The organism is Micromonospora sp. NPDC057141, from assembly GCF_042670805.1.
GTDB lineage: Bacteria > Actinomycetota > Actinomycetes > Mycobacteriales > Micromonosporaceae > Micromonospora.
On the sequence record NZ_JBHUVA010000017.1, the window covers coordinates 35,209 to 52,340 of the forward strand.

The following is a 17,132-nucleotide window of genomic DNA, read 5'->3' on the forward strand; positions in this document are numbered from 1 at the left end:
CCGCGCCCTCGCCGGTGCGCGGGCCGCCCGGCGCGGCACCGCCGGGGTGGGGCTCAGTCGACACGCCGCCCGGCCGGATCCGGCTCCGGCCCGGTGGGCTCGGTCGGCCCGGCGGGCTCGGCGGGCCCCGTGGGCCCGGTCGGACCGGTGGGCCTCATCGGCTCGGTGGGCCCGGTGGGCGCGGTGGTGGCCGGACCCGGCCCGGCCGGCTCCGGCTCGACGAACTCCGCCCCGTCCGTGTCGTCGTTCCCGTCCGCGTCGTCGTCCTGACCGTGCGCGTCGTCGTCCTGACCGTGCGCGTCGGCCGGGCCCGGCAGGGCGGGCAGCGCGGCGGCCAGCGACAGCACCGAGCGCAGCAGCGGCAGCGCGGCCAGCGCGTTCGCGCCCTCGCCGAGGTCGAGCCGCAGGTCCAGCAGGGGAGTGAGGCCCAGCACGTCGGCGGCGAGCCGGACCGCCGGGTGGCCGCCGTGGTCGGCGAGCAGGCACCAGTGCCGGGCCTGCCCGGCCAGGTCCCGGCTGATCATGCCGGCGGCCAGGCCGACCGGGCCGTCCAGCAGCACCGGGATCCGGCGGGCGGTCGCGCCGAGCAGCACGCCGGTGGCCACCGCGATGTCCCCGCCGCCCAGCTCGGCCAGCACGTCCTTGGCGTCGCGGGGCGAGCGCCGGGTGCGGTGCAGCGCGTCCCGGACCGCGGCGCAGCGCCGCATCCACGCCGCGTCGTCGATCTCGCCGCCGGCCGTCACCACCCGGCCGAGCACGGCGGGCGGCTCCGCGCCCGCGGTCGCCGCGAGCACCGCCGCCGCGGCGGCGTCCGTGCCGGCGCCGCACGCCGCCAGCACCAGCAGCCGTACGCCCGCCTCGGCGGCCGCCTCGGCCAGCCGCCAGCCGTACCGTAGGGCCTGCTCCACCTGCTCGTGGTCCAGGGCCGGCAGGTCCTCGATGGGCTCGGCCGCCGGCGCCTCGACGACCTGGAGGCTCGCGCCGCTCTCGGCGGCCAGCCGGGCCAGCACGCCCTGCCCGGCGCGGGCCTGTGCCGCCAGCCGGGCCGACTCCCCGGACGGGGAACCGGCGGTCGCCCCGCCGGCGTGGTCGCCGTGGAGCAGCAGCACCCGCACGGTGTCCCAGGGGGCCGGCGTCGGGGTGCCCTGGGTAGCCGCGGCGAAGCCGACCACCCGCTCCAGCACGCCCAGCCCGGCCCCGGGCACGTCCAGGGTGGCGAGCCGCTCCACGGCCTGCGGCCCGGCGTACTCGTCGGGCATCGGCAGTTCCATGCCGGGCTGGATGACCAGGCCCGTGGCGACCATCGGCAGCGCCATGGTCGGCACGGCCCACGGTGCGCCGGCCGGCTCCGGCGACGTGGCCGGGGTCAGCACGTCCGGCAGCGTCGCCGCGCGCTCGTCGCGCCCATCGCCGGCCGCCGGTGCGGCCGTGACCGCCGTCTTCGGCGCAGTGACCGCCTCCGGTCCCGCGACCGCCCCGGCTCCGATGGTCGGCTGGGTGGCGGCGGTCTTGAGCCAGCACGCCTGGCCGGCGACCACCAGAACCACCGCGTCGCACGCGTCGGCGACCGCCCGGTTGGCCGCGCCGAGGGCGTCGGTGAACGCCCGGCCCAGCGGGGTGGTCGGCACCAGCGACAGCCCCACCTCGGGACTGACCAGCACCACCCGGGCCGGGCTGTTCCGCACCGCCTCGGCCAGCTCGGCGACGGTCGCCGTGTCGTCCGCCGGCTGGTGGGCCGGGTCGAGCAGCACGGTCACCCAGCCGCCGAGGTCGTCGACGAGCAGCGTCTCGTTCGGCCGGGCCGAGGCGACGACGTCGGCCAGGCGGCGCGGGTCCTCGGCGGTCTCCTCGGTGGTCCAACCGTCCGGCCGTCGGGCGCGGTGGGCCTTCAGGCGGGCCGCCCACTCGGCGTCCTCCGGGTCGCCGGCCGCCGAGGTCGCCACGTAGCGGACCGTGGGCGCGTCGGCGACCAGGGACTCCGCGAACTCGGACTTGCCGGAGCGAATCCCGCCGAGCACCAGGACCGTGTTCCACCCGTCAACGGACATGCCCCGTACCTTAAGGCCGCCGCGGCCCGCGCCGCCGGTCGGCCCGCGCCGGTGACCACGGTTCGGGCGGGCGAACGGCGGGCCCGCCGGCGGTGCCGGGGTGGAGCGGCGGGTCGTCCGGCACGGGGCCGACTACGCTTGCGGAGGTTTCGTCCCAGGGGGACTTCAGCGGCGAGGGGAGACGCGGCATGGCGTGGAGCTGGCGGTACGAGGGCGCGAACGGCGAGGCGGCCGAGGGGCCGGCGGAGACGTTCGGGAGCCAGGCGGACGCCGAGTCCTGGATCGGCCAGACCTGGCGGGAGCTCGCGGCATCCGGCGTCACGACGGTCACGCTCGTCGAGGACGACCGGGTGGAATACCGGATGAGCCTCCAGCCCCCGGCCGAGTGATGACACCGGGCCGCCCGGGCGGCGGGGAGCCGCTGGTGCTCGGGGTCCCCCGGGCGGCCTTCCGGCCCAGCCCGGTGTTCCTGGCGCTGGTCGCGCTCTTCGCGGCCAGCGGCGTCATGGCCTGGAACCGGTTCGGCAACGTCCGGTTCGACGTGTTCCTCTTCGTCGTCTCGGGCTGGCTCGTCTCGCTCTGCCTGCACGAGTACGCCCACGCGGTGGTCGCCTACCGGGCCGGGGACCGCGACATCGCCCACCGGGGCTACCTGACGCTCAACCCGTTCAAGTACACCCACCCGCTGCTGTCGATCGTGCTGCCCGTGGTGGTGGTGCTGCTCGGCGGCATCGGCCTGCCCGGCGGTGCGGTGTGGGTCGACCGGCACGCCATCCCGGGGCGGCTGCGGCACACCCTGGTCAGCCTCGCCGGCCCGGCCACGAACGTGCTGTTCACGCTGGTGCTGGTGGCGGTGCTGCGGGTCGGCTTCGGCGGCGGCGGGTCGGTGGAGTTCTGGGCGGGCCTGGCGCTGCTGGCGTTCCTCCAGCTCACCGCCAGCGTGCTCAACCTGCTGCCGGTGCCCGGCCTCGACGGCGGCAACATGATCCAGCCGTGGCTGAACCCGCAGTGGCGGCGGATGTACGACCTGTTCGCCCCGTTCGGGTTCATCCTGCTCTTCGCGTTGCTGTGGAACCCGCGCATCGGCGGCTGGTTCTTCGACGCCGTCTTCGCCGTGGCGAACCTGCTCGGGCTGCCCCCGTGGCTCTACGCCGCGGGCCTCGACCTGATCCGTTTCTGGCAGGGCTGACCCGCTCCCGCACGTGGGTGGCGGGCCCCGGTCGGCTGGGTGGCGGACCCGGTCCGGCCGGCGCGTGCCGGCCGGACCAGGACGCCTCAGGGCCGCTGCGCCGGGGACTGCGTCTTCGCCGGGTCCCGCTCGACGATCGGGTCGACGATGTCGTCGATGGCCTTGAGCAGGTCGGCGTCGAGCTTCACCCCGGCCGCCTTCACGTTGTCGTGCACCTGCTCGGGGCGGGACGCGCCGATGATCGCCGAGGAGACGTTCGGGTTCTGCAGTACCCAGGCGATGGCGAGCTGCGGCATGCTCAGCCCGGCCTGCTCGGCCAGCGGCTTGAGCTGCTGCACCCGGGTCAGCACCTCGTCGGTGAGGAACCGGGCGATGAAGTTCGCCCCCGACTTCTCGTCGGTGGCCCGGGAGCCGGCCGGCGGCGGCTGGCCCGGAAGGTACTTGCCCGACAGCACGCCCTGCGCCATCGGCGACCAGACGATCTGCCCGAGGCCCAGCTCCTCGCTGGCCGGCACCACCTCGGCCTCGATGATCCGCCACAGCATCGAATATTGTGGCTGGTTGGACACCAGCGGGATGCGCAGCTCCCGGGCGAGCTGGTGGGCCGCCCGGATCTGGGCCGCCGTCCACTCGGAGACGCCGATGTAGTGCGCCTTGCCGGAGTGCACGACGTCGGCGAACGCCTCCATCGTCTCCTCCAGCGGCGTGCTGTGGTCGTACCGGTGGGCCTGGTAGAGGTCCACGTAGTCGGTCTGCAACCGGCGCAGCGAGCCGTTGATCGACTCGATGATGTGCTTACGGGACAGGCCCCGGTCGTTGCGGCCAGGACCGGTCGGCCAGTAGACCTTCGTGAAGATCTCCAGCCCCTCGCGGCGCTCGCCCTTCAGCGCCCGGCCGAGCACCTCCTCGGCCTTCGTGCCGGCGTACACGTCGGCGGTGTCGAAAGTAGTGATGCCCGTCTCGAGCGCGGCCCGGACGCACGCGGCGGCCGCGTCCTCCTCGACCTGCGAACCGTGGGTGATCCAGTTGCCGTACGAGATCTCGCTGACCAGCAGGCCCGAGTGGCCCAGGTGTCGGAATTCCATGGTCCGACCCTAGCCCGGCCCCGTCGCGGTCACCCGCCGGCGGGCTCCGCGGCAGACGGGCTCCGCGGCAGAACAGGTCAGGTCACACCAGGGGGCTGGCGTCGGCGAGCAGGCGGTCGATCTGGTCGACAACCCGGTCCCGGCTCGGGTGCACCGGGTCGATCAGCGGCGCGCCCCGCCGGTCCAGCGCCCCCCAGCGGCCGAGGCCGTCGCCGACCAGGTACGCCACCGGGTGCACCACCAACGCCGGGTACGCCGGGGCCACCAGCACCCGGCCCGTGCGGTCCACCACCCCCCGCCGGCCGTTCAGCTCCACCACGGCCAGCCCCTCGTCGGTGAAGCCGTCGACGTAGCGGCCGTCGGCCAGGGCCGTGGTGAAGCTGTGGTAACGGGTGGGCACCACCACCGTGCCGGTGCGGTCGACCGCCCCCCAGCCGCCCGCGAGGCGTACCGCCGCCACCCCGCCCCGGAACGGCCGGACGTCGTCGAAGCCCGGCGGGACCACCACCGTGTTGGACGGGTCGACCGCCATCCAGTTGCCGGTGCCGTCCATCGAGACCCACGCCAGGCCGTCGGAGAACGAACCGACCGAGCGGTAGCCGTTGTTGGCCTGGATCAGCGTGCGGCCCGAGTCGTCGATCAGCGCCCACCGGGTGCCCTCCGGCCGGCGTACCCAGGCCACGCCCTCCCGGAACGGCTGCACCTCGGCGTAGTCGGTGCCGATCACCAGGTTGCCGTCGGGGTCGGCGTAGCCCCACCGGTCCAGGTCCTCGTCGTACGTGGGCACCGGCGGCCGGGGCGTCCGCAGGATCTCCGACCGCCCGCGCGGGTAGGGGCCGAAGCCGTCCCGCCCGGCCCGTTCGGCGACCGCGTCCAGCGCGATCCGGGTGCGGGCGAGCAGCTCCGGGTCGGTGGCCCGGCGCAGGTCCAGGGCCCGCTCGAAGTGCTGGCACGCCTCGATCAGCCGGCCCTGGTCGTAGCAGCAGCGGCCGGCGTGCTCGTGCAGGGCCGCGCGCAGCCGGTCGGGCAGCTCCGTCGAGTTCGCCTCCGCGAAGAGCCGGTCGGCCTCCGCGAACTCGCCCCGCCAGCGCAGCACGTGGGCCAGCCGCGCCCGCGCCAGCGCGGTCCGCCGCAACTCGCCCGTGGCCTCGGCGTACGTCAGCGCGAGCCGGGCGTCGTCGACCGCGTCCGCCAGCTCGCCGAGCAGGCGCGACGCCACCGCCCGCAGGCTGAGCAGCCGGGCCCGGGACCGGTTGTCCAGGGCGACGTCGAGCTTGGCGGTCAGCCCCTCCCGTACGGTGCGCAGCAGCTCCGGATCGTCGGTCTCCTCGCGCAGGGTCTCCGGGTGCAGGCGCCACCGCAGGGCAGCGAGCGTCTGCTCCGGGTCAGCCGGAGCGGCCCGCCGCTCCTGGCCGGGCCGTGGCTCTGCCCCGGCGGCGGGCACCGGCCCGGCCGGCGACACGGGCTGATCGGGGACGCCGGACACGGGCTGATCGGGGACGCCGGAGACCGGCGCGGCCGGGATTCCCGAGACGGGGTGTGCCGGGATTCCCGAGACCGGGCGGGCAGGCACCCCGGAGACGGGGCTGGCGGGCGGTGCCGAGACCGGACGCGGCTGCTCCGGCACCGGGTGAGCGACGAGGGACGCGGACCCGGCCGGGGGTGCCGACACCGGTGGGGCCGGCGTGGCGCTCACCGGACGGGGATCCTCGGCCCGGTCGACCGACCCGCTGGCGGGCGGCGGGGAAGGGGGTGTCGCCGGGTCAGGATCGCCCGAAGCCGAAGCCGAAGCCTGGGCCTGGGCCTGGGCCGAGGGTGAAGCCTGGGCCGGAGCGGGCGTGGGGACGGGGTCCGCAGCGGCGGTGGGAGTCGACGGCCCGGTGGCCGGTGGCGTGGGGGCCGGTGGTGCCGGCCTGTTCGGCCGGAACCAGGCGTCCGTGTGGTCCGGCGTGGGCGACCTGTCCGTCGGACCGGCCGACGGCGCCTCGTCGGGACTCCGAGGCCGGCCGGGTTCGCCGGGGATGTCGTCGTCCGGTGCCGGGGACTCCGGCGCTTCCCCGGTCCGTGGGCCGGCGGGCGACGCGATCACGGCGACGTCCGGCCCGGCGTCGTCGAGCGGGCTGGCGGCGACAGCAGGGCCGGTGGTGATGTCCCTGCCGGCACGGTCGAGCGGGTCGGGGACGGCGGGATCGACCGACTCCGGGCTGGCCTCGGTGATCGGCCCCGGCCGTACGGGGTCGGGTGGCTCCGTAGCCGCGGAGACCGGAGGGCGCGGGCCGGACGACGACTCGTCCGATCGCGGAGCGGCGACCTGGATGGCCGAGGTGGCGACGGGGGTAGCTTCGGGCGGCGCGCCCGGTTGGGTGGTGTCACCCCCGCTGACCAGCGGTTCGTCGGGTACGGGCCGGGGCTCGGCCGGCCCGGGAGCCGGCAGGAACTCCAGCCGCAGCCGGGCGGCGGGCGGCGCGGATACGGGCTCGGCGGGCGGCGCGGAGACCGGTGTCACCGGTGCGGGGGGCACCGGCGTGACGACCGGAGACGGGGGAACCACGGGCGGCGTGGAGATCGGCCCGCTCGCCGGTGGGGCGGGAACCGGCGGAACCGGTGGGCCCGAGGTCGGCCGGACCGGTGGGCCGGAGACGGGCGCGTCGGAGGCGGTGGGCAGTCCGAGATCTTGCAGTTGTGGCCCCGACAAAAGGCGCGAAACGCCCTGGGTGGGGGCCGAAAGTGCAAGATCGACGGGGACCCGTGGCGCGCCGGCGGCCGGCTCCACCGGGCGATGCGGCTCGCTCGGGGGGCGGGTCGGTGCGACGGATGGACGCGCCGGCTCGGCCGGTGCGCGGTGCGGCTCGGCCGGCGGGCGCGCTGGTCCGGCCGCAGGGCGCGGTGGCTCGGCCGGCGGGCGCAATGGCTCCACCGGTGGGCGGTGCGGCTCGACCGGCCGGTGCGGCGGGGGGACGAACCGGGGCCCGGCGGCGGTGACGTCCTCCGTGGGCGGCGCCCCGGCCCGGTCGGCCGGCGGGCGGTGTCCGTACCGTTCGGTGACAGTCCGCTCGTCGGTCCGCCGCTCCGGGCGGTGCGGGTCGGGCCGTGCGGCGTCCGGGTGCCAAGGCTCCGGCCGGATCCGGTCGTCCGGGCGCGGCACGCCGCCGCCGACGTCTGCGGGTCGTCCGCCGACGCGGGGCGGCTCGGCGGGGCGGGGCGGTTCGGCGGGGCGGCCGGCGTGCCGGCCCAGGTCCGGGCGGAGCGGGCCGGGCTGCGGCCAGGGCAGGGCACCGTCGCGCGGCGGCGCCGGTCGGACGGTGGGCTCGCGGTGTTGCTCGGCGCGCGCGGCGGCCACGTCCCGCCCGTCCCGGTGCGGCTGGCCGTCCCGGTGCGCCGGTGTGCCCCGGTCGCCGGGCTGCTGCGGCGGTGCACCCCGGTCAAGGGGGCGTCGGGGCGAGTCGGCGTCAGGCCGGCCGATGGGCCGGCCGTGCTGGCGGGCGGGCCCGTCCGCTGGCTGACCGGCGTCGGTGCCCGGCGGTGCCGGCCATCCGTCCCGTCCCGGCCCGGGACGGCCGTCGCGATCCAGCGTGGGGCGGCGGCGCTCCGGCCAGCCCGGGCCGGAACGCCCCGGCCGGTCGCCGTACGGCCGGTTCGGGTACTCGTCCGGCTCGGGCAGCCAGCCGGCCTCGTCCCGGGGCGCGGGGGAGACCGGGGCCGACTCGGCGGGACCCGACCGTCGGCCGGCATCGGCGGGGCGCGGCTGCTCGTTTCGGTCGCCGTGCCGGCCGGCGGCCGGCTCACGGTCCGGCGTCCACCCGGGGGCGCGCCGGTCGTGCTGGTCGTGGGCGGGGTGCCGGGGCGGGTACGGCTCGGCCGGTCCGCGTTCGTCCCAGCCGCGCCGTCCCGGGCCCCGCTCGTCCGGTGCCGGGCGGCGGTACGGGGCGTGCTCGTCGGGGGCAGGTCGGCGGTGCGGGCCGGGTTCGTCCGGCGCGGGCCGGCGGTAGAGGGCGTGGTCGTCGGCGGTGGGGCGAGGGCGGTACCGGTCGGCTTCGTCGGGCGCGGGTCGGCGGTACCGGTCGTGCTCGTCCGGGACCGCACGGCGTTCGTCGGCGGCCGGCCGGCGGTACGGGTCGTGGTCGACGGCCGGGCGTCGGTGGGCGTCCTGCTCGGCGGGCCGCCGGTACGGGTCCTGCTCGGCCGGCCGGCGGTACGGGTCGTGGTCGACGGCGGGGCGCCGGTGCCGGTCGTACTCGTCCGGTTCGGGGCGGCGGTCCGTCCCGCCCCGTCGCCGGTCGTCGTCCGGCGCGGCGTGCCGGTCGCCCCAGCTTCGCCGGCCGCGGTCGTCCGGGGCGCGGTCGTGCCACGGGTACGCCCCGTCGCGCCCGCCCGGGGCCGGGCTCACCGGTCCGGCGTCCGGGGCGGGGCTGACCGGCTGCACCCCGGCCCGGCCGACGGCGGCGCGACCCCGGGGCGGGGGCGGCTGGTGCCGCAGGCCGATGTCGCCCGGGTAGCGCTGTCCCGGGAACTGCGGCTGCCACTCGGTGGTCGGTTCGAACACCCAGGACGGTTCGGCCGGGTCGCGCCAGCGGTCGATGAAGTCGCCGCTCATCTACAGGTCCCGTCGCCGCCCGCGCGGCGAGCCCGGGTGCCCGGCTCGCGTCGCTCGCTCACGGCGATGTCACCTCGTTGGAAATTGTCGCGCTGGGCACCCCACCTGCCGGTAAAGTCGCCCGGTCCGGCGCGGGGTGGCTGCGGAAGGAGGGTAACGGCGTGGGCTCTGTCACCGCCACTGTGGCACCGCCCACCGAGTCAAACGTTATCCTATGGTTTCGGACATTCGGTGCGATAGCGGGATCGGGATTCCGGCGGTACGCCACGTACCGGCAGGCCGCGCTCGCCGGTGCCGTCACCAACATCGTCTTCGGCTTCCTGCGCTGCTACGTCCTGCTCGGCGCGGCGGGTGCGGCCGGCACCGCGGCCGGGTACGACCGGGCGCAGATCGTCACGTTCGTGTGGGCGGGGCAGGGCCTGCTGGCGGTGATCCTGATCTGGGGCCGGCCCGACCTCGCCGACCGGATCCGCACCGGCGACGTGGCCAGCGACCTGCTGCGCCCGGTCCACCCGGTGACCAGCTACCTCGCCACCGACCTGGGCCGGGCGGGCTGGGCGTGCGTGTCCCGGCTGCTGCCGCCGTTCCTGGTCGGCCCGGCCTTCTTCGACGTGCACCTGCCGGCCCGCTGGTCGACCGTGCCGTTGTTCGTGGTCTCCACGACGGTCGCGGTGGTGCTCTGCTTCGGTTGCCGGTTCCTGGTCAACGCCACCGCGTACTGGCTCGAGGACGTCCGGGGCCCGCAGATCCTGTGGACCCTCGGCTCGGGGGTGCTCGCCGGGCTCTACTTTCCGCTGCCGTTCCTGCCCGACGGGCTGTTCCTGGCGTTGCAACTGGCCACCCCGTTCCCGAGCCTCCTGCAGACGCCGCTGGACGTGCTGGTCGAGCGGGACCCGACGGACGTGCAGGCGGGGCTGGTCGGGATGCAGGTCGGCTGGGCGGTGGCGATCCTCGCCCTGTGCCGGCTGGTGCAGCGCCGCGCCGAGCGCCGGCTGGTGGTGCAGGGTGGCTGAGGGGCGGCTGGCCGCGTACGGGGCGCTGCTCGGGGCGCAGGCCCGGTCGCAGGCCGCCTACCGGGCGTCGTTCGCGGTGGACCTGGTCGGCAACGTCGGGGCCACCGTCTTCGATGTGGTGACCGTCCTGGTGATCTTCGGCGTGACCGCGGAGCTGGGCGGGTTCACGCTGCGCGAGACGCTGGTGATGGTGGGCCTGTCGGCCTGCGCGTTCGCCGCCGCCGACCTGCTGGTCGGCAACGTCGAGCGGCTGCCCGCGTACGTGCGCACCGGGCTGTTCGACGCGGTGCTGCTGCGCCCGCTCGGCGCGCTGCCCCAACTGCTGCTGATGGACCTGCCGCTGCGCAAGGCGTCCCGGGCGGTCTTCGGGCTGGCCGTGCTGCTGGTGGCCCTCGGCCGGGCCGGGATCGAGTGGACCCCGGGCCGGGTGGCGCTGGCGCTGGCCGCCCCGCTGGCCGGGGTGGTCTTCTTCGGGTCGATCTTCGTGGCCACCGCCACCGTGTCGTTCTACTGGACCGACTCGGGGGAGCTGGCCAACTCGGTCACCTACGGCGGGCGCGACTTCACGTCGTACCCCGTCACGATCTTCGGCGGCTGGTTCCGGGCGGTCTTCGCGTACGGGATGGGGTTCGCCTTCGTCAGTTACCAGCCGGCGCTGGCGCTGCTGGGCCGGGCCGACCCGCTCGGCCTGCCGGCCTGGGTCGGCTGGGCCTCGCCGGCGGTCGCGCTGGTCGCCGCCGCCCTCGCCGCCGCCGCCTGGCGCGTCGGCGTCCGCCACTACCGGAGTACGGGATCATGAGCGTCATCGACGTGCGCGACCTGCGCAAGGAGTTCACGGTCCGGGTCAAGGTCGGGCGGCTGCGCCGCGAGAGGCGCACCGTCGAGGCGGTGGCCGGGGTCGACCTGCGCGTCGAGCGCGGCGAACTGCTCGGCTACATCGGCCCGAACGGCGCGGGCAAGTCCACCACCCTGAAGATGCTCACCGGCGTGCTCACCCCCACCTCCGGTCAGGTACGCGTCTGCGGGCTGCGCCCGGTGCCCGAACGCACCCGGCTGGCGCTGCGCGTCGGGGTGGTCTTCGGTCAGCGTTCCCAGCTGTGGTGGGACCTGCCGCTGCGGGAGTCGTTCGACCTGCTGCGGCACGTCTACCGGGTGCCGGCCGCCGCGCACGCCGCCCGGCTGCGCCGCTGCCGCGACCTGCTCGACCTGGACGCCTTCGCCGACACCCCGGTGCGGCAGCTCTCCCTCGGCCAGCGGATGCGCGGCGAGCTGACCGCCGCCCTGCTGCACGGCCCGGAGGTGCTCTTCCTCGACGAGCCGACCATCGGGCTGGACGTGGTGAGCAGGCAGGCCGTGCGGGGCTTCCTGGGCGAGTTGGGCCGCTCCGGCGACACCACGCTGGTGCTCACCACCCACGACCTGGCCGACATCGAGCGGCTGTGCCCGCGCCTCGTGGTGATCGACCACGGCCGGGTGGTGCACGACGGCTCGATCGCCGCGCTGCACGACCGGTACGGCTCCCGCCGGCTCGTCGTCGCCGACCTGGACACCGCGCTGCCGGAGCCGCCGGAGCTGCCCGGCGCCCCGCTGCTGCGGGTGGAGGCCGACGGGCACCGGCTGGTCTTCGCGCTGGAGTCGGCGGGCGTCGCCGAGGTGGTGGCCGCCCTGGCCGGGCTGGCCGCCCTGCGCGACGTCTCGATCGTCGAGCTGGACATCGAGGACGTCGTCGCCCGCCTGTACGCGGGTAAGGAGGGGCCCCTTGTTAACGCTTGCGGTATAGCAGGGGCCCCTTCTTGACAGGGGGCAGCGCTCAGACCGGGTCGCCGATGTTGACGCGGGGCGCCGGGGCGCGCATCCGGCGGAAGGTGATCGACCGCATGATCGCGTACAGGTAGAGGGAGCCGATCCGCTGGCCGGTCTTCGGGAACCGCTCCCGCACCAGCTTGGATATCTTCCGGCTGATCAGGACCGAGTCGATCAGCACGCCGAGGGCGAGCGCGCCCCACAGGATGTTGGAGATCAGCCGGACGACCGGGGGCATCGCCTGGTTGGAGCCGAGCAGCACGATCAGCGCCCCGCCGAAGAACCAGGTGCCCACCGTACGCCGGGAGTCGACCACGTTGCGGGCCAGCAGCCGCTCCGGGCCCCGGTCGCGCGGGCCGCCCTCGCGGCGGAACTCGGCCGCGGACTCGGCGCGCAACTGCCGCCGCCGCTCCCGCGCCTCCTCCTTGCTCAGTGGCCTGGTCGGGCCGGCGGGCCGACGCCCGGCCACGGGCCGCTTCGGCGTCTCGCGACCCTTGGCCGGGGTGTAGCCCCGGCGGGCGCGCGCGGACTCCTCGTCGGTCGTCACCGTGGTGACGGACTCCTCGACGAGGTCGGTTGGCTTGCGGCGAAACAGCGACGGCACGCGGAAAGGGTAGCCAAACGCCCGCGCCCGGTGCACATCGCGGTGCACCGGGCGCGGGCGGACGTGAGCAGGATTACTGTGGGTGGCGTTACGGGCGCTCGGTGTGGGCGCCCAGGTCGGCCAACTTCGCCTCGAAGTCCTCGTAGCCCCGGTTGATCAGGTCGACGCCGTACACCCGGGAGGTGCCCTCGGCGGCGAGCGCGGCGATCAGGTGGCTGAACCCGGCGCGCAGGTCCGGGATGACCAGGTCGGCGGCGTGCAGCTTGCTCGGGCCGGCGATCACCGCTGAGTGCTTGAAGTTGCGCCGGCCGAAGCGGCACGGGGTGCCGCCGAGGCAGTCGCGGTAGACCTGGATGTTCGCGCCCATCGTGTTGAGCGCCTCGGTGTAGCCGAGCCGCTGCTCGTAGACCGTCTCGTGCACGATCGACAGGCCTCGGGCCTGGGTCAGCGCCACGACGAGGGGCTGCTGCCAGTCGGTCATGAAGCCCGGGTGTACGTCGGTCTCCAGCGCCACGGCGTTCAGCTCGCCGCCCGGGTGCCAGAACCGGATGCCGCCCTCCTGGCCGGGGTCGCCCAGCTTCGGCGGCCGGGCGTCGGTCACCTCGTACTCGCCGCCGACCGAGCGGAAGACGTTGAGGAAGGTCATCATGTCGGCCTGCTGCGCGCCGAGCACCTCGACGTCGCCGCGGGTGGCCAGCGCCGCCGCCGCCCAGCTCGCCGCCTCGATCCGGTCCGGGATCGGCCGGTGGGTGTAGCCGTGCAGCTTCGGCACGCCCTGGATCTCGATCACCCGGTCGGTGTGCACCTTGATGATCGCGCCCATCTTCTGCAGGATGCAGATCAGGTCGATGATCTCCGGTTCGACGGCGGCGTTTCGCAGCTCGGTGACGCCCTCGGCCATCACGGCGGTGAGCAGCACCTGCTCGGTCGCGCCGACGCTCGGGTACGGCAGCGCGAACTTGGTGCCGTGCAGCCCGTTCGGGGCGGACAGGTGCAGCCCCTCCGGGGTCTTGTCGACCGTGGCGCCGAACTCGCGCAGCGCCTGGAGGTGGAAGTCGATCGGGCGCGGCCCGATGTGGCAGCCGCCCAGGTCGGGGATGAACGCGTGGCCGAGCCGGTGCAGCAGCGGCCCGCAGAACAGGATCGGGATGCGGCTGGAGCCGGCGTGCACGTTGATCTGGTCGGTGCTGGCGCTCTCCACGTTGGCCGGGTCGAAGACCAGCTCACCGTCCTCGGCGCCGTCGGTGACCTTGACCCCGTGCAGGCCGAGCAGCCCTCGGACGACCTCGACGTCGCGGATCCGCGGCACGTCGAACAGCCGGCTGGGGCTGTCGCCCAGCAGGGCGGCGACCATCGCCTTGGAGACCAGGTTCTTCGCGCCGCGCACGCGGATCCGCCCTTCGAGCGGAGTGCCTCCGTGTACGACCAGGACGTCATCGGTCAACGTAACCTCCAGCGCGTCGGTGCTGCCGTGTTGATGGTGATGCGGGCGATATGGGGGTTACCCGTGATGCGGCCGGATGAAAACGGGCCCGCGTGTCGTCGCCCCGGCAGCATAGCCCTCGGTGACGAAAATGGAGACGGTCACCTCGGGCCGGAGGGCACGAATCGGCGTTTCCGGCGCGATATGGTGCCCAGCCCGTAGCGCAGGGTGATCAGGTGCTCGCCGGTGGCGGGGTGTCCGCGCCCGGCAGGGCGAGCATCCGGTCCAGGGCCACCCGGGCGTGGTGCGCGGTGTCCGGGTCCACCGTGATCTGGTTGACCACCCGGCCGGCCACCAGCTCCTCCAGCGCCCACACCAGGTGCGGCAGGTCGATCCGGTTCATCGTGGAGCAGTAGCAGACCGCCTTGTCCAGGAACATGATCTGCTTGTCCGGGTGGGCCAGCGCCAGCCGGCGCACCAGGTTCAGCTCGGTGCCGACCGCCCACGCCGAGCCGGCCGGGGCCGCCTCGATCGCCTTGATGATGTATTCCGTCGAGCCCACCTGGTCGGCCGCGGTGACCACCTCGTGCCGGCACTCCGGGTGCACCAGCACGGTGACCCCCGGCACCCGCTTCCGCACGTCGCGGACGCTGTCGAGGGTGAACCGGCCGTGCACCGAGCAGTGCCCGCGCCACAGGATCATCTTCGCGTCGCGCAGCTGCTCCGGGGTCAGCCCGCCGCCCGGCTTGTGCGGGTCGAACAGGACGCAGTCGTCCAGCGACAGCCCCAGCTCCAGCACGGCGGTGTTGCGGCCCAGGTGCTGGTCGGGCAGGAACAGCACCTTCGACCCCTGCTCGAATGCCCAGCCCAGCGCCCGCTTCGCGTTCGACGAGGTGCACACCACGCCGCCGTTGCGGCCGACGAAGCCCTTGATGTCCGCCGAGGAGTTCATGTACGTCACCGGGACCGTCTGCGCCGCGACGCCCAGCTCGGTCAGCACGTCCCAGGCGGACTCGACCTGGGACAGCACGGCCATGTCCGCCATCGAGCAGCCTGCGGCCAGGTCGGGCAGGACCACCCGTTGCCGCTCGGCGGTGAGGATGTCGGCGCTCTCGGCCATGAAGTGCACGCCGCAGAAGACGATGTACTCCGCGTCCGGCCGGGCCGCCGCCTCGCGGGCCAGCTTGAACGAGTCGCCGGTCACGTCGGCGAACTGGATCACCTCGTCGCGCTGGTAGTGGTGGCCCAGCACGAAGACCCTGTCACCCAGCTCCGCCTTGGCCGCCGTGGCCCGGGCCACCAGGTCAGGGTCGCTGGGCGCCGGCAGGTCGCCCGGACACTCCACGCCACGCTCGGTGGCGGGGTCGCTGCCACGGCCGAGCAGCAGCAGGGCCGTCGCGGTGTTGGAGGGTTCCACCCAGGTCGAAGTCACGCCACTCATGGTTCCACAGCCGGGCGACAAGGCGGCCCGCGCCGGTGTGTGCTGCCGCACTGCCCCGCGCCGATGTGGCCTGCCACACTGCTCGGCATGCGCGTGCTGCTCTGTCCCGACAAGTTCGCCGGAACGCTGCCCGCCCAGGAGGTCGCCGCCGCCGTGGCCGAGGGCTGGCGGGAGGTGGCCGAGGGCGACGACCTGCTCATCCGGCCGCTCGCCGACGGTGGCCCCGGCTTCGTGGCCGTGCTCGCCGGGGCGCTCGGCGGGCGCCGGGTGCCGGTGCCCACCGTCGACCCGCTCGGCCGCCCCACCGACGGTGAGATCCTGCTCACCGACGACGGCACGGCATACCTGGAGAGCGCCCAGGCGTGCGGCCTGCACCTGCTCGCCGCCGCCGAGCGCGATCCCAGGGCCACCACCTCGTACGGGCTGGGGGCGCTGGTCACCGCCGCCGTGGAACACGGGGCCCGGACGGTGGTGATCGGGCTCGGCGGGTCCGGCACCAACGACGGCGGGGCCGGGCTGCTCACCGCGCTGGGCGTCACGCCGCTCGACGAGGCCGGCCGGGCCCTGCCGTACGGCGGGGCGGCGCTGGCCGCGATCGCCGGGCTCGACGGCACACCCCGGCTGCGCGGGGCCACCCTGGTCGCCGCCACCGACGTGGACAACCCCCTGCTCGGGCTGCACGGGGCCAGCAACGTCTACGGCCCGCAGAAGGGCGCGACCCGCGAAGACGTGCTGCTGCTCGACGCCGCGCTGGAGCGCTTCGCCGGCGTACTCGAACGGGATCTGCCGGGCTGCCCGCCCGGCCTCGGCGCGCTGCCCGGCGGGGGAGCGGCCGGCGGTCTCGGCGCGGCGATCCTCGCCCTCGGCGGCCGGTGCTCCTCCGGCATCGGCCTGGTCACCGAGGCCATCGGCCTGCCCGCCGCGCTCGACGCGGCCGACCTGGTGATCACCGGGGAAGGCTCCTTCGACCACCAGTCGCTGCGCGGCAAGGTCGTCGCCGGGGTGGCCGGGGCCGCCCGGGACCGGGGCGTGCCCTGCGTGGTGCTGGCGGGGCAGGTGAGCACCGGGCGGCGCGAGGCCGCCTCGGCCGGCGTCACCGACGCGTACAGCCTGGTGGAGCACTTCGGCGGCGAGGAGCGCGGCGGGCTCGACGCGGCGCTGAGCCGCCCGGCGGAGGGGCTGCGCCAGCTCGGCGCCCGGCTGGCCCGCCAGTGGAGCCGCTGAGCGCCCGCGACCCGGCCGTCGCGCGGGCCCGGCCTGCCGTGACCCGGGCCCGGCCTGGGGCCCCGGTCACGTCGACCGGGTGGTCCCGGCCGGGGCGGCGTACGATCGGAGCTGCGACCACATCGGGAATCACTGGACGACGGACGACGTTGGCCAGTGCGTCCAGACCCAGACCGCGCAGGGAGATTTCCACGTGACCACGCCAGCGCAGACCGAGTCGACCGAGGCCAAGGCCCCTACTTCCGTCGTCCTCACCGACGTCGCGGCGCAGAAGGTCAAGGCCCTGATCGAGCAGGAGGGCCGCGACGACCTGCGGCTCCGGGTGGCGGTGCAGCCGGGCGGCTGCTCCGGCCTGCGGTACCAGCTCTTCTTCGACGAGCGTTCGCTCGACGGTGACGTCGTCACCGACTACGAGGGCGTCGAGGTCGTCGTCGACCGGATGAGTGCCCCCTACCTGGCCGGGGCCACGATCGACTTCGCCGACCGGATCGACGCCCAGGGCTTCACGATCGACAACCCGAACGCGGGCAACTCCTGCGCCTGCGGCGACTCGTTCAGCTGAGTCCCGCTCCGGCGGACTTCAGCCGAGCCCCGGCTTTGGCCGGCTTCAGCTGAGTCCCGTTCCGGCCGATGCGGCGGGGCCGCCCCCGGTGGGGGTGGCCCCGCCGTCCGTTTTCCCGCACGGCCCTACCGTCCGTCGTCCCCCTC

Annotated in this window: 13 protein-coding genes; 7 read left to right on the top strand and 6 right to left on the bottom strand. The window is 75.4% G+C overall.

From position 1 onward, the window contains the following. Positions 1-53 precede the first annotated feature (53 nt). Positions 54-2,048 carry a bifunctional adenosylcobinamide kinase/adenosylcobinamide-phosphate guanylyltransferase gene (locus tag ACFT41_RS12665; RefSeq protein WP_377587045.1) on the bottom strand — a complete coding sequence of 665 codons (1,995 nt, stop codon included), beginning with the start codon at positions 2,046-2,048 and terminating at the stop codon, positions 54-56. Between the two features lie 188 nt (positions 2,049-2,236). Here ACFT41_RS12665 and ACFT41_RS12670 point away from each other — a divergent pair, with 188 nt between their 5' ends. Both ACFT41_RS12670 and ACFT41_RS12675 read left to right on the top strand, forming a co-directional pair. Further along, positions 2,237-2,437, top strand: a complete 201-nt coding sequence (locus ACFT41_RS12670; RefSeq protein WP_377587046.1) for a hypothetical protein — start codon at positions 2,237-2,239, stop codon at positions 2,435-2,437. Continuing rightward, positions 2,437-3,237, top strand: a complete 801-nt coding sequence (locus ACFT41_RS12675) for a site-2 protease family protein (RefSeq protein ID WP_377587047.1) — start codon at positions 2,437-2,439, stop codon at positions 3,235-3,237. Before ACFT41_RS12670 ends, ACFT41_RS12675 begins: the two co-directional genes overlap by 1 nt. Before the next feature lie 86 nt (positions 3,238-3,323). Here the strand turns inward: ACFT41_RS12675 and ACFT41_RS12680 are convergent, their stop codons facing one another. After that, positions 3,324-4,322 carry an aldo/keto reductase family protein gene (locus ACFT41_RS12680; RefSeq protein WP_377587048.1) on the bottom strand — a complete coding sequence of 333 codons (999 nt, stop codon included), beginning with the start codon at positions 4,320-4,322 and terminating at the stop codon, positions 3,324-3,326. Between the two features lie 82 nt (positions 4,323-4,404). Further along, on the bottom strand, positions 4,405-8,916 hold the full coding sequence (locus ACFT41_RS12685) for a WG repeat-containing protein (protein ID WP_377587049.1): 4,512 nt from the start codon (positions 8,914-8,916) through the stop codon (positions 4,405-4,407). Between the two features lie 161 nt (positions 8,917-9,077). On the opposite strand from ACFT41_RS12685, the gene ACFT41_RS12690 reads away from it, so the two are divergent. Genes ACFT41_RS12690 through ACFT41_RS12700 form a run of 3 tightly spaced genes read left to right on the top strand, consistent with a single transcriptional unit; the run spans position 9,078 to position 11,726 of the window. Then, a complete protein-coding gene (locus ACFT41_RS12690; RefSeq protein WP_377587050.1) occupies positions 9,078-9,929 on the top strand; it encodes an ABC transporter permease in 852 nt (283 codons plus the stop codon). Beyond that, the gene (locus ACFT41_RS12695) at positions 9,922-10,728 is read left to right on the top strand and encodes an ABC transporter permease (protein ID WP_377587051.1); all 807 of its coding nucleotides are present in this window, start codon (positions 9,922-9,924) and stop codon (positions 10,726-10,728) included. The genes ACFT41_RS12690 and ACFT41_RS12695 overlap by 8 nt, the downstream gene beginning before the upstream one ends. Continuing rightward, a complete protein-coding gene (locus ACFT41_RS12700; RefSeq protein WP_377587052.1) occupies positions 10,725-11,726 on the top strand; it encodes an ATP-binding cassette domain-containing protein in 1,002 nt (333 codons plus the stop codon). Before ACFT41_RS12695 ends, ACFT41_RS12700 begins: the two co-directional genes overlap by 4 nt. Positions 11,727-11,739: 13 nt before the next feature. Here the strand turns inward: ACFT41_RS12700 and ACFT41_RS12705 are convergent, their stop codons facing one another. From ACFT41_RS12705 to nadA, 3 genes are all read right to left on the bottom strand, one after another. Continuing rightward, the gene (locus ACFT41_RS12705; protein ID WP_377587054.1) at positions 11,740-12,336 is read right to left on the bottom strand and encodes a DUF3043 domain-containing protein; all 597 of its coding nucleotides are present in this window, start codon (positions 12,334-12,336) and stop codon (positions 11,740-11,742) included. A gap of 88 nt (positions 12,337-12,424) precedes the next feature. Further along, complete coding sequence (gene murA / locus ACFT41_RS12710) at positions 12,425-13,780, bottom strand: UDP-N-acetylglucosamine 1-carboxyvinyltransferase (RefSeq protein WP_377586932.1); 1,356 nt, start codon at positions 13,778-13,780, stop codon at positions 12,425-12,427. A gap of 211 nt (positions 13,781-13,991) precedes the next feature. Next, positions 13,992-15,191: a quinolinate synthase NadA gene (nadA, locus tag ACFT41_RS12715; protein WP_377586931.1), complete on the bottom strand. Its 1,200-nt coding sequence runs from the start codon at positions 15,189-15,191 to the stop codon at positions 13,992-13,994. A gap of 72 nt (positions 15,192-15,263) precedes the next feature. On the opposite strand from nadA, the gene ACFT41_RS12720 reads away from it, so the two are divergent. Further along, positions 15,264-16,424, top strand: a complete 1,161-nt coding sequence (locus ACFT41_RS12720; RefSeq protein WP_377586930.1) for a glycerate kinase — start codon at positions 15,264-15,266, stop codon at positions 16,422-16,424. A gap of 193 nt (positions 16,425-16,617) precedes the next feature. Further along, on the top strand, positions 16,618-16,986 hold the full coding sequence (gene erpA, locus ACFT41_RS12725; protein ID WP_377586929.1) for an iron-sulfur cluster insertion protein ErpA: 369 nt from the start codon (positions 16,618-16,620) through the stop codon (positions 16,984-16,986). Positions 16,987-17,132: the final 146 nt, after the last annotated feature.

Excerpts from the sequence above, each read along its gene's own strand:
- ACFT41_RS12670 (WP_377587046.1), top strand. The coding sequence starts at position 2,237 with ATGGCGTGGAGCTGGCGGTACGAGGGCGCGAACGGCGAGGCGGCCGAG.
- ACFT41_RS12680 (WP_377587048.1), bottom strand. The coding sequence starts at position 4,322 with ATGGAATTCCGACACCTGGGCCACTCGGGCCTGCTGGTCAGCGAGATC.
- ACFT41_RS12685 (WP_377587049.1), bottom strand. The coding sequence starts at position 8,916 with ATGAGCGGCGACTTCATCGACCGCTGGCGCGACCCGGCCGAACCGTCC.
- ACFT41_RS12700 (WP_377587052.1), top strand. The coding sequence starts at position 10,725 with ATGAGCGTCATCGACGTGCGCGACCTGCGCAAGGAGTTCACGGTCCGG.
- ACFT41_RS12665 (WP_377587045.1), bottom strand. The coding sequence starts at position 2,048 with ATGTCCGTTGACGGGTGGAACACGGTCCTGGTGCTCGGCGGGATTCGC.
- ACFT41_RS12720 (WP_377586930.1), top strand. The coding sequence starts at position 15,264 with ATGTGGCCTGCCACACTGCTCGGCATGCGCGTGCTGCTCTGTCCCGAC.
- ACFT41_RS12675 (WP_377587047.1), top strand. The coding sequence starts at position 2,437 with ATGACACCGGGCCGCCCGGGCGGCGGGGAGCCGCTGGTGCTCGGGGTC.